The sequence below is a fragment of the Paenibacillus sp. M2 genome, assembly GCF_046713495.1.
Lineage (GTDB): Bacteria > Bacillota > Bacilli > Paenibacillales > Paenibacillaceae > Paenibacillus > Paenibacillus amylolyticus_B.
Window position 1 is genome coordinate 4,284,694 of sequence record NZ_CP169648.1, and the last position, 17,139, is coordinate 4,301,832.

At 42.1% G+C, this 17,139-nt stretch carries 6 protein-coding genes; 1 reads left to right on the forward strand and 5 read right to left on the reverse strand.

What is annotated here, in order from left to right:
• Positions 1-38 precede the first annotated feature (38 nt).
• The 5 genes from ACETMN_RS19345 to ACETMN_RS19365 all read right to left on the reverse strand — a co-directional run bounded on the left by ACETMN_RS19345 (position 39) and on the right by ACETMN_RS19365 (position 15,651).
• Complete coding sequence (locus tag ACETMN_RS19345) at positions 39-11,924, reverse strand: amino acid adenylation domain-containing protein (RefSeq protein ID WP_411734962.1); 11,886 nt, start codon at positions 11,922-11,924, stop codon at positions 39-41.
• A 271-nt stretch (positions 11,925-12,195) separates the two neighbouring features.
• Entirely contained in the window at positions 12,196-13,401 is a 1,206-nt protein-coding gene (fabD, locus tag ACETMN_RS19350) for an ACP S-malonyltransferase (protein WP_091020571.1), read from the reverse strand.
• Positions 13,402-13,694: 293 nt separating this feature from the next.
• Positions 13,695-14,552 carry a Cof-type HAD-IIB family hydrolase gene (locus ACETMN_RS19355; protein ID WP_091020572.1) on the reverse strand — a complete coding sequence of 286 codons (858 nt, stop codon included), beginning with the start codon at positions 14,550-14,552 and terminating at the stop codon, positions 13,695-13,697.
• 74 nt (positions 14,553-14,626) lie between these two features.
• The gene (locus tag ACETMN_RS19360; protein WP_091020573.1) at positions 14,627-15,085 is read right to left on the reverse strand and encodes an SMI1/KNR4 family protein; all 459 of its coding nucleotides are present in this window, start codon (positions 15,083-15,085) and stop codon (positions 14,627-14,629) included.
• A gap of 50 nt (positions 15,086-15,135) precedes the next feature.
• Positions 15,136-15,651 carry a GNAT family N-acetyltransferase gene (locus ACETMN_RS19365; protein ID WP_091020617.1) on the reverse strand — a complete coding sequence of 172 codons (516 nt, stop codon included), beginning with the start codon at positions 15,649-15,651 and terminating at the stop codon, positions 15,136-15,138.
• 220 nt (positions 15,652-15,871) lie between these two features.
• Here ACETMN_RS19365 and ACETMN_RS19370 point away from each other — a divergent pair, with 220 nt between their 5' ends.
• Positions 15,872-17,032 (forward strand): S8 family peptidase, encoded by a 1,161-nt coding sequence (locus ACETMN_RS19370; RefSeq protein ID WP_091020575.1) that lies wholly within the window; start codon positions 15,872-15,874, stop codon positions 17,030-17,032.
• Positions 17,033-17,139: the final 107 nt, after the last annotated feature.

Here is a 17,139-nt window from a genome sequence, read left to right on the forward strand (position 1 = left end):
CACATTTATATTTTTAGGTTATATCCGTGCACTATAGTTTAGAAATCTACTTCAATTAGATCAGCCAGCGTATCCTCATCTATTAATTCTTCAACCAATTGAATCTTCTTGATTTCAATATGAGGGTCGTTGGCAATGGTTGTTAATATGACCAACAGATTTTGTGACATCGCTTCAATCGTTGTTTTCTCAAATAAAATCGTACTGTATTCAAAGGCCACTTCTAACTTGTGTTGCAATTCGGTAACATACAACGTTAAATCGAATTTGGATACTCTCGTATTAGGAGCATAAGGCTTACAGGTTACCCCATCCATCTGAATCTCTGAAGCATCTGTATTCTGCAATACAAACATGGTGTCAAACAACGGATTCCGCCGAGCATCTTTGGTTACATTCACTTTCTCAATCAATTCTTCAAACGGATAATCCTGATTCTCATATGCGTTCAACATATTTTCTTTGACTTCCAGCAGATACTCCGTAAAAGTTTTATCCGCGGCAGGATAATTTCGAATAGCCAGTGTATTCACAAACATGCCCATGACCGGCTCCAGCTCAGCATGTGTCCTGCCTGCAATCGGCGTACCCACGATGATATCTTCTTGCCCGCTGTATTTAGATAATAGAATGGTATAGGCGGCTAATAGAATCATATATAACGTTGTTCCTGTCCGTGCTTCCACGTTCCTTAAGCCTGGAAGGATGTCTTCTTGCAAAACAATGTCCAATACATCTCCCGCATAACTTAGGGTTTCAGGTCTTTCATAGTCTGTTGGCAGATCCAATAGCGGGATACTCTCATCAAACACAGTAAGCCAATACTTCTCCTGCTTTTTCATCCGCTCACTATGAAGCTGTATTTGCTGCCATTCAGCATAGTCCTTATATTGAATTCGAAGAGGAGATAGCTCCTCTCCCTTATAGAACTGGCTAAGTTCAGTCATCAGAAGATGCACGGATAGTCCGTCTGCAATGATATGGTGGAGATCTACCAGCAATACATGACGCTCCTGCTGAAGTTCAATAAGTCCCACCCTCAGAAGAGGTGCTTGCCCGAGATCAAATGTGTGAACAAACTGTTCAATGCGATCTTCGATCTCTTCTTCCGTTGACTCGATCAATTCAATTCCAAAGTTCACTTTAGGGTATACGATCTGTTTCGGTTCTCCGTGTATGACTTTGAATGCGGTCCGAAGCGATTCATGACGATGAATCAATTGTTGGAATGCTTCTTCCAATCGGATCCGATCAAGCGATCCTTCCAGCATAAACATACCTGACATGTTGTACATGAGTTCCTTGCCAGCTTTGATGCTCATAATGTACATTCTCATTTGGGCCGAAGAAATAGGATAATACTCTTTTTCCTCTACTTGAGGAATGGACACTACTACATCCTGTTCCATTTGTTCAATAGATTGAGCCATCTGTTCAATGGTCTGCCATTCAAAGACGTTTCTAACCGATATACGGATATTCAGCTTTTGATTGATTTTGGCGGCCAGCTTGGTCGCACGTAAAGAGTTGCCTCCTACATCAAAAAAACTGTCTTTTACACTGATTTTTTTCACGGCAAGCACAGCCTGCCAAATAGGCAGCAACTGTTTTTCCACCCCAGTTTGGGGTTCTATATATTCACTTCCCGTTTGTATGTTTTCTTCTGGACTCGGAAGCGATTTGCGATCGATTTTCCCGTTCGATGTCAGAGGCATGTGATCCAAGTGTATAAAGTAGGCTGGAACCATGTAATTCGGCAACACCTTAGAGAGGCTTTGTTTTAGCTCTCCCACCGTCAGCGTGGAATCCGCTGTAAAGTATGCACATAACGATTTGTCCCCGTGATCATCCTCATGTGCAATGACGATAACTTCTTTCACACACTCTAGATCTAACAGCGCCGCTTCGACTTCTCCTACTTCGATCCGGTATCCGCGAATCTTAATTTGGTGATCCATTCTTCCCAAATACTCGATATGGCCACCGGGAAGCCATCTCACCAAATCTCCCGTTTTGTACATTGTCGCTCCCTGGACAAACGGATCACGTACAAATTTTTCTGCTGTCAGCTCAGGTAAATTCAAGTATCCTCTCCCCACCCCATCGCCAGAGATACATAATTCCCCTATGACGCCTACAGGCTGAACTTTGCCATGTTTGTTCAATACATACAGGCGATTATTTCCTAATGTTCGACCAATCGGTAGGTGAGCTCGTTGATTCGCTGTATCCAGGTGTTCTGGAAGTACACGGTATGTCGCAACATCCACACAACATTCTGTTGGACCGTACACATTAATTATGGTTGGAGGCGTTTTATGATTGAGAGCAAATAAGGATGTGATTTCATTTACATTTTGCTGAGAAAGAGCTTCACCGCCAATGAGCATATATTTTAGCGATATGCCTTGAACGTTTTTTGCCTTCGAAAGTAATTTCAGGTGCGCAGGCGTACCGTCTGTCAAATCAATTTGGTGGTGCTGATAATAATTCATTAAATCTTGTCCATCCAGTACTGTGTCCTTGTCTACAATAAACAAGGCATGTCCTGACAGCAGTGCGCCAAAAATCTGCTTCACAGATGCATCGAAATAATAAGGCGCAAGTAAAGCGACATGCAAACCACTATGCTGATCATCTATAACTTGACTGTACAACGCTTTAACCAAGTGATGAACCTGACGATGTTCGATCATCACACCTTTTGGCATGCCTGTTGTGCCTGAAGTATAGATCACATAAGCCAACTGCTCGGAATTCCCCGCTGGTTCCAGATTCGACAGATTAGCTGCATAGGTTTCTTTATCGTCCAAATCAATCATTTTTCCATTAAACGATACCAACTGCTTCAAATGCTTTTGCGTGACTAACAACGTGGCCCCCGAATCATGCAGGATATAGCGGATACGCTCGTCAGGAGAATCCGGATCAATCGGTACATACGCCCCGCCTGCTTTTAGAATGCCAAAGATGCCAACGATCATATCAATCGAACGATCTGTCAGAATACCTACAAATTGATCCTGCTGCACTCCCTCAACTCTAAGCGTATATGCCAATTGATTCGCCCGTTCGTTCAGTTGACGATACGTCCATTGCTCATCTCCAAAAGCAACGGCTAATTGATCGGGTGTCCGCTCCACCTGTGCTTCAAATAATTCCTGGATGGTCTGATCACGGGAATATTCTATGTTGGGTTCATTAAAGTCATATAAAAGAACGTTCTGCTCATGTTCAGACAGCATTTGAATATCGGACAAGACAATATCCGGTTCGATCACAATGTCTCTGAGGATGTTGAACAGATGTGTCTTCATTCTGTCGATGGTATCCCGTTCAAACAGCTCCGTCTTGTAATTAAAGTGCATTTCCAGACACTCGTTATCATCCTCAACGATGAACATCAGGTCATATAACGATACACCGACATTTAATTCTCTAACTTTAAAGCTGCAATCCTGTTCTTGCCGTTGATTCAACGCGGTATTTAAGAAGATATACATCGTATTGAAAAGTGCTGTCCCGGTTGTATCCCGATGTGTGTTTAAATTCTCTACAAGGTTGTCAAAAAGATAGTCCTGGTTATCCAATGCATCCAGGGATTGTTTTTTTATTTCCTCGAGATAGGATCGAAACGACTTATTCCCCACCGGCTGTGATCGAATCGCTACCGTCTGGATAAAGACACCTATCATATTCTCGACATCCGGATGGTTCCTTCCTGATGTTGGCGTGCCTACAATCATGTCTTCTTGTGCTGTGTATTGATGAAGCAGCACATTATACGCTGCCAATAACACCATAAACATCGTAGTTCCCGTTTGTTTCGCAAGCTTCTCCAGCGACTGCTTCAAGTGTGCGTCCAACACAAATGACAATCTTGAACCTGCCGAAGTTAAATGAGCTGTCCGAACAAAATCAGTAGGCAGATTAAGGTTCGGGAGTTCTCCTTTGAATTGATCCAGCCAATATTTTTCTTGTTGCTTATAAGACTCTCCTGCCAGAAATTCTTTCTGCCAAGCTGCAAAGTCTTTGTATTCAACCTCAATGTCCGACATGTTTCTTCCGTCATACACATCAATCAGTTCATTCGCAAGAATGCCAACGGAATATCCGTCCGATATAATATGATGCATCTCAATGAGGATCTCTGCATGATCATCGTCTATACGAATGAATTCGGCACGTATTAACGGCGCTTTGGAGCAATCAAATGGTTTGGCAAACGTCATAACATGTTGTTCGAATGAAGCAGAGCTTTCCTGAGATCGTTGTACTTCAAAATCAATCGTTGGAGCAATACGCTGGTAAAGCTCTCCATCCATCAGATGGAAACTGGTGCGAAAAGCTTCGTGACGGTGCACGATTTGTTCCAATGACGAAATTAGTTTAGCTTCATCGATATTTCCTGTGACCGTGATATGGCCGCACATGTTCTGAAACACACTATTTGGCTCAAATTGATCCAAAAAGTAGATCCGTTGTTGTGCAGATGACGTCTCATAGAATTCCTTGACGTCCAATGCCTTAATCGGAATGAATGTTTCCTTATTCTCGCCTGTAATCAGACTCGCTAGCTCCTTCAGACGTTGATTATTGAAAAATTGAACGATTGAAATTTTATGATTAAGCTGCTCATGTACCTTGGAAAGCATTACTGTTGCCTTGAGCGAGTTTCCTCCGAGATCAAAAAAGTGATCATGTCTCCCCACTTGATCAAGCGATAATACGTCCTCCCAGATTAATGCCAGCTTATTCTCCACGTCATTGACTGGAGGCTCGAATATGGCTGCATGATTAACGTGAGGAAGACGCTCCGTAACAAACCGATTATACATTCCCTGTAATTGGTCCTGTTGCTCGGATGAAAACAACATCAAAGACGAAATTTCAGCCTCTGGATGACTCACCATATGTTGCAGCAAACCTTTAAATCCTTCAGACCAGAGTTTCATCATCTCAGGTCCAATGAGATCGGTATTGTAATCAAAATCCAGGTACAATTCATGGCTAACATCCGTAATATTAAGAAATAAATCGTAAGAAATATGTTTGATCGGATACGACATGAATTCAGTCTTGATATTTTCAAATTGAAGATGATGAATCGTTCTGTCCATATTGAATAAAATCCGGGTATCCGGTGCAGTCATAGGAGCAAGCTGTTCGGATACGAGGGTCAATGGAACATGCTGATGCTTCATGACAAGAGCCAGCGTTTCCTTGAGCTGAAGAACATGGTCTACAATGGACTGCTTCGTTAACAAGGCATGATGAACAGGTACAATGTTGACACAGTTGCCAATCAGCGCATTTTTTTGCATATGAGACTGACCCGCTGTAGGCACCCCGATGACAAGGTGTGATTGCCCTGTTAGTTGATGCAAATATAAATGAAACGCTGCAAACATCGTTACAAACAAACTGCTCTTATTATTGATACTTAACGCTCGCAAAGACTCTGTTAATTGATTATCCAACTTGATGGAATATCGTTCACCGGCAAATCCCTTGGGCACATCATCAGACGGTGCCGATGGAAGTGTAAAATTGGGATAGGATAAGGAAAATTGCTCCCTCCAGAACTGAATTCCTTGGGTAAATGCCCCTTTTTCATGCTCAAGTCGTTGCCACGTTAGGTATTCACGAAATGGAGTCGTTTCAGGCAATCGAACGGGAACCCCTCGGACCAGAGCAGAATAGGTATGTTCCAACTCTTGAATAAATAAAGCAATCGACCAGCCATCAGCAATAATATGATGAAATGTCAGTACCATAAAATGTTGATTTGCTGCCAGCTTAAGCAAAGTGATTCTAAAAAGCGGTTCCCCAGACTGTAAATCGAAGGCTTCATTTGCATCGGCAGATAACCAATTGGAAATTTCATGTTCTTGGTCCTCACCATCGTGTGCTGAGAAATCCAGCCATGTGCACTGAAACTCCATTACAGGCTGAATTTGTTGTGTTTCACGATCGGCATGAATGACTGTTCTCAGAGCTTCATGACGCTGTGTAATCTGATTTACGGCCTTATCCAACGCAGAAGGTTTCAGTTCGCCTGTCATTTTTAAAATAACACTTTGATTTAATGCAGCATTTGCATCTTCCCCATGTAATGAAGTTAATAACAATTGTTTTTGCTCTAAAGAGAGAGAGTATTCCGAAATAGGCGTGCTACCAGGGATAAATTCCCACTCACGGAGTTCATGGATCGTCTCTTTTACGATCTTGATGATGGTATCCATGTCTTCCATTGAATGCGCAGTCGATATAAAACAGTTACGGCCTTCCCAAATATATAAACCTTTATACATTAAATGGTAGAAGAATAATTCCATATCTCCAAATGATATAAATCGAAATAATGATCCATAGTTCACCATTTGCATCGGTACATTCGCTGTTTTGAAAAACGCATTTAATTCTTTAACAAGATAATCTGTTTTTTCATTTAGTTTCTTATATAAAGTTCCTGCTTCGGATTGAAGATACTGTAGTACCTTTAACATCACTCTCATCGTAAGAGGGTGTGTACAGAAGGTTCCACCGACAAACGTTTTCTTATCTGCATCGGAAGGGTATGAATCATCACCAAAGTTCCAGGTTCCACCGTCTACCGGATTCATAAATTCAGCCTTACCGGCGACTATACCAATAGGCAGCCCGCCACCAACCACTTTCCCATACGTAACCAAATCTGCTTGAACGCCAAACCAATCCTGCGCTCCACCCAGACCAATTCTAAATCCAGTGATGACCTCATCGAAAATAAGTGCAATCCCAAATTGATTTGTTATTTCTCTAAGTTCCCGTAAGAATTGTGTTGGCTGCATATCAGGTCTTCGACTTTGCACCGGCTCTACAAGCACAGCAGCCAATTCATCACCCAGGTTCTGAATTATATCCAGGGACTGCGGATGGTTATAATTAAGAATAATCAAATCTTCCATAGCGCTATTTACAATCCCAGGAGCCATAGGCAGCGCAGACGATAAAGCATCCCCAGGATTCGCTACACCCAACACCCCATCATGTGTACCATGATATGATCCGGAAAATAATACAACTTTGGAACGCTCTGTTGCCGCCCGCGCTAAACGAAGTGCAACCATGACAGCTTCTGTTCCTGAATTATAAAATGCGACACGCTCTACACCTGTCAACTCGGAAATTTTAGCTGCGACATCTCCTGCCAAGTCTGACATAGGGCCCAATGGAGGCAATTGTTCCTGGAGGCTGTCTGCTATTACATTTTGAATAAACGCTGGATTATGGCCAAATAGATTTACACCAAATCCCATCGTCAGATCCAAATACTCATTCCCATCCATATCCCATAACTTAGATCCCTCTGCACGTGTTGAAATAATGGGATACACCATTTCCTTCCAATACGAGCGAAATCCAGACACATTGCGATTATTCGCATGAACCAAACGTGTTTGGCCTGTTTTTAATTTTGAGCCTTTGGTTCTTGCGGTATACTTGGCTATAAATTGTTCAACATACTGGTTCTGAAGCGGTGATAATCCGCTCTCTTCATGAATCTTCAACGATTGATACGGTATAAAAGGTTTGGCTTCCTTCGATTCCGAATTGGGTTGGATTTCTTTGGTTGGTTTGGTCTCATGATGTTTCATTTCCAAAAGAGGCGATTGAACAGCATTCACTTGCTCGCCTAACAACACATTCAAACTTTTTAATTGGGACTCCATAAGCTGAATGGCAGACATCACAATTTGTTCCGACACATTCCCTGATGATTTTGCCGTGTTTATATTGTTCACAGATGCCAGATTTCGTTGTTCAGTATGCTCCTGAACTGTTTGATTGTTTATATTTTCAGATACATCATGATACTTTATATTCTCTGACACATATTTAACTAAGGAATTAATATTTGTAAGGGTTTCAAAAAACATTTCCATCGGGATATCCAAACGGAACAGCTCTGAGATCTCCTTCTGAATTTGCACAAGAATAATGGAATCCAATCCCATTTGGAGAAAATGAGCTTGATGATCCAGCTCTTCCAACTTCAAACCAGATGCACGACTGATACTTGTTTTAATCTTTAATTCAATATCGTTTGTATTCATCTCCATTTGAACCTCATTCCTCTCTGACCTATGTCCCGCTGGTATCTGATGTTTGACTTCAATCCAACACCGCTTCTGTTCAAAGGGGTATAAAGGTAATGGAATTTTCCGAATGACTTCATGATTATAAAACCTTTCCCAATCAATCACTGCCCCCAGTGTAAATAACTGGCCGAGTTCATTTAAAGATTCTACCTTGCCCTGAGCATACAGATGATCGGTAACAAGCGTCTTGTCTTTTTTGGCATAACCAAAATAAACATTGGGCAGTTTACCCTCTCCGTTTGCAATTCGTTGCAATTTTTCATGTAATTCTTGTGTACTCGTGACTACGATGGCAAGCCGATAATCCAGATTAGCCCTTCCCGTACTGGCTGTATAACAGATTTGTTGAATGGAAACATCCGTGTGATCGGTTAGATATTCTTGATACGTTCTGACCAGTTCATCCAGCGCCCGTTCGGTGGCAGCAGACAGAACAAATAGATTAGGCTCTTGGGACATGCTTTTATCTACTGTTTTGGAAGGAACATATTCTTCGAGAACAACATGTGCATTCGTACCACTGAAACCAAAAGAACTAATCCCGCATCGTAATGGACCCTCTTCTTCACCAATAGCCATTAATTCCTGATTCACATAAAAAGGGGAGGCTTCAAACTTAAGCAACGGATTAGGCTTGTCAAAGTGAACCAATGGTGGAATCTTTCTCTGTTGAAACATAAGAATAGATTTAATTAATCCAGTGATCCCCGCCGCTTCAAAGCCATGTCCAATATTAGCTTTGGCAGATCCGATTGCACAAAATTGTTTCCGATCCGTATATTTCTCAAAAGCTTTACGCAAAGCATTGAACTCAACCGGATCACCTAATTTTGTCCCTGTTCCATGTGCTTCAATAAAGTTAAGCGTATCAGGAGAAATGCCGGCTTCTTTCCATGCCTTTTCGATCACATGGGTCTGTGACTCCGGGCTAGGTGCTGTGATTCCTACCGTCTTGCCATCCTGATTAATCGCACTTCCCTTAATCACACCATAGATATGATCTCCGTCCTTAATCGCTTGCTGCATTGGCTTCAACATGATCGATCCAACACCTTCGCCAAATCCCGTGCCGTTGGCATCTTCGCTAAATGTTCTGGTCAATGCATCTGGAGATTCCATATCCAGTCCGATACTTATTGGTAATAATGCCGTTCGAATGCCTCCTGCGATTGCCATTTCACAATCTCCAGCGAGCAATCCTTTACATGCCATGTGGACAGCAACAAGTGAGGAGGAGCAAGCGGTATCAATCGTTAAGGCCGGGCCCTTTAAATTCAAGAAATATGCAATCCTGCTCGCCAGTACAGATGGTAAATTTCCAATGATATAATTTTTGAGTTCTGCGGGGTAACTCGCCGTCACCAGCCGTTCGTAATCATATCCAACTTTGGAATACCCCACGTACACGCCCACATTTCTTCCATTGATTCCTTCCCCTGCATACCCGGCGTCTTCAATCGTATGCCATGCCGTTTGCAAGAACATCCTTTGATTCGGGTCCATAAATTGAGCGGTTTTTGGGGTTATGCCAAAGAAAGAGTAGTCGAATTGATCAATTTGATCCAAGTAACCACCCTTGATCCATTGAATTTCGCTCATTTCACTTCGCATGGATTGTATATAATCCGCTGCGTATATTATCCTACTTTCAGGGTAGTCCCGAATGTTATGTGTTCCATTTTCCAAAACACGCCAAAACTCGCTTGCATTTGATGCACCAGGGAGATTCAAAGACATACCGATAATAGCAATATCTTTGGATGACGTATGATCCTCTTGAGTTTGGTTGACTTTCACGGTCTCGCTGTAGCCTCTGGACAGATATGCTGCCAATTCAGTTATCGAGGGATAGGTAAAGAGGTCCGTAACAGCAAGTTCTTCTCCGTATTTTTGTTCTATACGTTCAGCGATTTGGGCCAGCTGTAATGAAGTTGCACCCATATCAAAATAGCTATCCTCAAGGTCAACCTTTTTCCCAACCAGCACTTCAGAAAATAGTGAAGTTAATTCACGTTCTATGACTCGAACCGAAACAGCAGCCTTTCCTTTTGCCTTGTCATTGTCATTCTTGATCCAGTCATGGATGAAAGCAGATTCTGTTGAGAATTTGCCTGCTTCATACTGCTTGGCTAACTGATACCGCTGGATTTTCCCACTTGTTGTTTTGGGTAATTTTTTGATGGGCAGTACCTCTTTGACACTCCATCCCCCATGTTTGTATAGGTGTCTTTTGATTTCTTTAATATGAGGCAGGAAGTGTTCGATCTTTTTTTTGTACACGACAAACAAAACAATTTCTTCACTTTGACTATTCGAATCATACACACCACAAGCAGCAACTCTTCCGAGTTCAATATCATCTAATTGGATAGCGACACGTTCAATGTCATGGGGATATACATTTTTACCATTGATAAAGATAATGTCTTTTTCCCGCCCTGTTACAACCAGTTTTCCGTTCATGATGAAACCCAGATCTCCTGTATTCACCCATCCGTCGTGCGTTAATAACTTCTCCGTTGCTAGTGAATTATTATAATAACCTTGGGTGACGTTATCCCCCTTGATTTGAATTTTTCCAATAACCAAATCGGGAACACTGTTCATTTCCTCATCGCAAATTCTAAGATGGCAATAATCAATTGCTTCGCCAACGGCAACAAATGATGCCACATGTTGAGCATGTTTCTCGACTTCGATGACACGCTCCCCTAAGTTCAGATGATCCCGGTGAACGTACACCGCAGTAAATTCTTCTTCTACCTTGGGAAAGGAGACGGCAACAGAGGCCTCTGCTAATCCATATACGGTAAACATGGCTGTTTTCTTTAAGTGATATGCTGACAATACATTTAGGAATTCATCACACACTTCGGGTAATATAGGTTCCGCCCCATTATAGATGACTCTGACAGATGACAGATCCCATCCCTCCGCTTTGTCTTCGCGAAAGAAATTCAGGAAGTATTTATAACCAAAGTTAGGGGAAGACAGTATGGTTGCTTTGTGTTCATTTACTTTTTTCATCCATAGAATCGGTTTGCGAATAAATAATTCCGTTGGGAGCAAGTACTGATGAATTCCTGCCACGAGGGGTACGAGATGAAATCCAATCAAACCCATATCATGGGTAAGGGGCATCCAGGAGAGAAAACTATCGTTTGAACTAATTTGTGTGCCATTAATAGCAGCACAAGTATTATAAATCAGGTTTCTATGGGTGAGCATAACGCCTTTCGGATCCCCGGTTGATCCAGAAGAGAATTGAATAAATGCCAAGTCATCAGACTGAGGTTCAACTATATTATTAATAGATTCATAATGATATATGGTGTCTTGGATCAGATCCGTTCTGACTTCTAATTGATGATGGAAATCAAACATGTCATGTTCCAAAACAAATCTCTTCATTTTATCCAGCACCTTCTCAGATGCAATCATGAAAGGGTTATTTAGCAAATTCCAAATACGGCATACTTTCAAGTTTTGTTCTTCATCTTCACCAATACTTACAGGGATAGGGATCATTCCACCGAGTATACAAGCCCAGAATGCGACTAAAAACCGTTTGTTTTCTTGAATCTGAAAAATAATCTCTTGTTTAGGTTTAATTCCGATGGCTTGTAGATAACCTAAATACCCTTGTGCCTCAGTAAATAATTGATGATAAGATATAAAAGTTTCACGTTTGTCCGCATCGATAAAACGAATACCTCGGTCCGTTATTTTACCTCTGTCGCGGATAATATCCACTAATGTTTGAAACTGATTAGTATACATATCTCTCCTCCAAATGAATCATCTCTAACATGCTTATCTAATTATTTACACATATTTCAAGCAAAATTTTACCATAGAAATATATGTAAAATCAATCAATTTATTGTTACTATATGGTAAAAAATAGAGATTGATTTTTGGGTTATTGACATATTTATTACCAATATCTGAAGCTTCAACAAGTTCAGATGCATTAAAAGACAAAAAGACTACCTTATAAAAAGGCAGTCTGTCGCTGTAATATAGAACTTGCAAAAGAACAGAACGAGTACTAGATTGCATCAATCAACGCGGTTCCATCCAATGGAATTTTTTTTGCTATAATAATGGAATGACATACCTGTAGAGCATCATTTATCTCTTCTTCACTAAGTTCATATTCATTGTTGTTTACTTGTTCCTTTGCCCGTTGTAATTGGTGAAATAATGGCTCAACCGTTTGGGTGTATGATATGGAATCTGGGTTATAATTCCGTGAAATCAGTGCGGTTACTATTAGTTCTGATAACAACTTTTTACGAATCGTTATTCGTTTATTTTTCCTTTCTTGTGTATTGGTAAGCATTAGTAAATCGGAAGGCTGGCTTAGCGAGTAAGGTACAATACGCTTCGTTATTTTGCTCATAAGACTAACTAACACATGTTTAGAACCCAACTCTATAACTTCAGTAACCCCATTTGCAACCAGATAGAGCATAGACTCTGACCATCTTACAGGCATCGTCATCTGCATGTTTAAATAATCAACGACAGATCGATCAGACTCATAGGGTGCTGCTGTAACATTGGAAATAATCGGGTATATTGCATGGGCATATTGATATTGATCCAATTCAACTTTGAATTGTTCTGCTGCGGTTTGCATCATGGGAGAATGATAGGGACCACTTACATTGATATAAGAATGTTTCGCTCTCAAAACTTCTGTCCTTTTAATAATTTCTTGTATAGAGTGCCGATGTCCCGAAATGACAAACTGCTGGCCAGCGTTCATACAAGCCACACAAGCAGGACGCTCGATCGTGGAAACTTGTTCGCATATGTTTTGAAGTGTATCTAAATGAATACCTGAAATGGCGGCCATGGTACCTTTCTGATCCGAGTCTGCATTGTGCATAATACTCCCTCGTTGTCTTACCAGTTTAATGGCGTCACGAAAAGATAGAACACCAGCGCATACCAAAGCCGAATATTCTCCCAAACTATGCCCAGCCAAATAAGCGGGTTCCATCCCTATTTCTTGCATATAAACTTGATAAGCAATGACACTAACAGTCAAAAGTGCAGGCTGAGCATTCATTGTCATTGTCAAATCAGCCATGCTACCTTCAAAACATAACTTTCTCAAATCGAAAGAAATGGCATCACTGGCTTCTTCAAATAACTTCTTAGCCACATCGAAGTTATTCCAAAAGTCTCTACCCATCCCAACCATCTGAGAACCTTGTCCAGGAAACAACAGAGCTACATTACTCATCCAGCATCCTCCATGTATCAACTTTATATTTCATGCACTTCGCCAATCGAAAACCAATAAATTCCTTGTTTTCAAAATTTATAATAAACTTTCATTAGGATTTATGCAATAATAAAGTCAAAAGGAGGGTCATCTATTTCTATGAACGGAAACTCACGATTCTCCTTACCTGGAATCCTATACTGCAACGGACGTGAAAAAAAGACCCTGCAATAATATATGCAGGATCTAAAATAAGTTTTGGGACAAAGGGTGTACGTATTACCCGTTTTCCAGATTGTCTCATTACTTTATCAAGTGATCAATCCATACTTCACAAAACTATGATACAATCCATCTTCCTCTACTGTTCCAGTAATATCATCTGCAATGGCTTTCAGACCTGGCTTCGCATTTCCCATGGCAATGCCGATGTTACAAAATTCCAACATCTCGGCATCATTCATGCCATCACCGATGGCAAATGTATCTTCTTGGGACATACCCAGATGCTTCAGCAGATCAGCGATCGCAATGGCTTTGTGAATGCCAGGAATCATCAGTTCACCACTTCCTTCACCAAAGATTGGCACGGTGCACTGAATGACTTCGAATTTCCCTTCAAACTCTTGCTTGATCCGCTCAAACGGGATGACTGAGCTCTCCAAGAAACATACTTTGTTCACATCATCCTTGTACAGGTCGGCCTCTCCATACGTTAATCCGGCAATAAACGGATGCGGCTTCAGCTCTTTCTTCTCTCTGGCTACAGGGTCATTCTCCACATCACCATAGATACGGCGTTCCAGGTGAGGTTGAAGATTGCTACTCGCATACAATGCCGAATTGGATTCAAGGTAGAAGTCAATGCCGTTTTCATTGAAAAAATCGACCATATGTCGAACATCTTCCGCTGTTACCCTTTTGTGATATAACACGTCCTTGCCAAACTCCACATAACCCCCACCTGCACCAATCAGACCATCGAATCCGACATCCCAGATGGAATCATAAATTTCTGCTTTGGATCGGCCTGTACATAAATAGAGCAGATGTCCGTTCTCTCTGGCCTGTTTACAAGCCTTCTGTGCTGACAACGGAATGTTTCCATCATCGTCGACCAATGTGCCATCAATATCAATAAAAACAATTTTTCGCTTCGTTTTGTTCATCTGCCTAGCCCCCATCATGTATGTTGTTTATGTCTAACCGTGCGAGTGCCGACAGGCATTTTCCTTTTACAAAATTACCTATTCCGTGGTGTTCGCTGATCGATCAACTTCTCCAAAAATTCGGCAAAAGAATCCGCGTATACTTCAGGTTCCCCATTAAAATAATCCAAACGCATCACTTTGTACTCTCCAAGGTGATCTGCCGTCCGCGTATCAAAATAGTAATATTCATCTTCGTCCGGTACAAACAGTTCCAGCTTCCCTTCCTTCTTCGTGTCTTCGTCGGCAAGTCGGTATCTATACAAAATATCAGTGTCCGCATACTCTCGGTGTTCTGGAGGCGATATGGTCAGAATTCCGGTTCCACTTAACATCGCTATGCCATAATTCAGAAGCCACCAGCGATAGGACGGAGGTAACGGAAAGCCCAACTCCTGTTCAATTTCGGTAATCCAGCTCTCTTGAACTTGATGATTCGGGAACCAGCGTATAACCTCGGTATGCTCCAGTTTCTCAATCAGACTTGAATACATGGATAGATCTCCTCCAATACCATTGTAATGTCATTTGGTTATGATTACCTTCATCCCAACTTGTCCATATGTACAGTTTGCCAGTCATCATTTTCCTCAGCAATAACCGTATACCCTTGACGTTTCCAGAAATCTACGGCTCCTGGCAAGAAGCGATGTGTATGCAAGTAGAGTGTCGTATAGTGCATATCCTTCACCACATTCTCCAGTTCTTTTACCAGCAGGGAACCAATGCCGTATCTGCGATACGCAGGATCTACATAACATTTCACAATTTCGGCTGCGGACTGGGCTGCATATCGGCCGTCCACGGCCTGAATACGTCCATCATATGGTAATATCCCAATCGTTCCGACGATGCCCGCATCCCCTGTCATTGCAACAAGAAAAATCGATTCATTGGATTCCAGATAATGTTCTGTGAACTGCTCGAAATCCACAGGTAACCTCGTGTGATCCATCATGGGAAACACTTCTCTGCGTACACGCATGGCAAAATCAATGGCATCATGAATCTGGTGTGCCTGAACTGGTGTGACTGTCGGTATACTCTGAAGTTGTGTCAATAAATCCACATTCCTTATCCTCTGTATTAGGAGGTACCTCTCGGCCCTGCCTTAAATCTCGTTCATGCCAAAGCGGCTCACTTCATATCATCTTACCGAATTTATCCCTTCCTATCAATCTATCTACACTACTAACCAAATTAAAAACATGCCCTCACAGTCTGATAGAGTTCGCATACGATAAGGCGTGTCACAATCCATGTTGGAGGGAGAAACGCAAATGTGGTTATGGTTAGGTGTTTTTGGTTTCATTTCGCTAGCAATAATCGTGTTCGTGTATCGTTTTCTGGACCAACGTGCCGAGAGCAAGTTTCACCCACATGCCCCCAAGCAGCTCTTAGTCAAATTCAAGGAAGGTACAACACCAGATGAGATGCACACCCTTCACAAAAAAGGGAGATGTAAAGTCGCGGAAACATACGAGGATTTGGGTTGGTACCGTGTGGAATCCCGCAAAAAAATGCACCGGATCCTGAAACATTACAAAGATCATGAGTTGATTGAACATGCAGAGCCAAATTACCTTGTTGAGGCTTCCTTCACCCCTAACGACCCTTTCTTCCCTTACCAGTATAACCTGTCCAAAATCAATGCACCTGCTGCATGGGATATCACTCAAAGTAACAGCTCTGTTAAAATCGCCATTATCGACACTGGTGTACAGCTAAACCACCCAGAATTGGCTTCCAAGCTCATCCCCGGTTACGATTATGTTGATTATGATAATATCCCTGAAGACGGGAACGGACATGGTACACATGTAGCAGGGATCGCTGCTTCTGTTACCAACAATGGTGTGGGCATCGCAGGCGCTGCACCACTTGCATCCATCGTTCCGCTCCGGGTCCTGGATAACAACGGGCAAGGAACGGTCGGTAATGTGGGTAACGGTCTTGTCTATGCTGCCAATAACGGTGTACAGGTGGTTAACCTGAGCCTTGGTGGTCCGATGGGAGACGCATTCCTCCAAGCTGCTGTGCAGTATGCCTGGGATCGTGGAGCCGTAATTATTGCTGCAGCCGGCAACGACAACACTACATTCCCGATCGTACCCGCATCGTATCCCAACGTCATAGCTGTCGCTTCAACCAATCCTTCCGATCTCAAATCCAATTTCTCCAACTATGGTTCGTGGGTCGATATGGCTGCACCAGGAGATACCATCCTATCCACCTATCTGGGTGGTTCCTATGCCTACCTAAGTGGAACATCCATGGCAGCACCACATGTGGCTGGAGTAGCTGCACTTCTCGCTGCACAAGGTAAAACCAATGCCCAGATTCGGGATGCACTATGCTTTGCTTCTGATCCAGTATCCGGCTCCGGAGTCTACTGGACGTATGGACGATTGAATGCCTATCGGAGCTTACAGGTGCCATAATACACCTACTATCGCTCATGATTGCACACAGAGCATATCCTTTCCATTTTTACACAAATTAAAAAACGAAGGGGCATCTGTAAGTAAGATGCTCCTTCGTTTGGTTA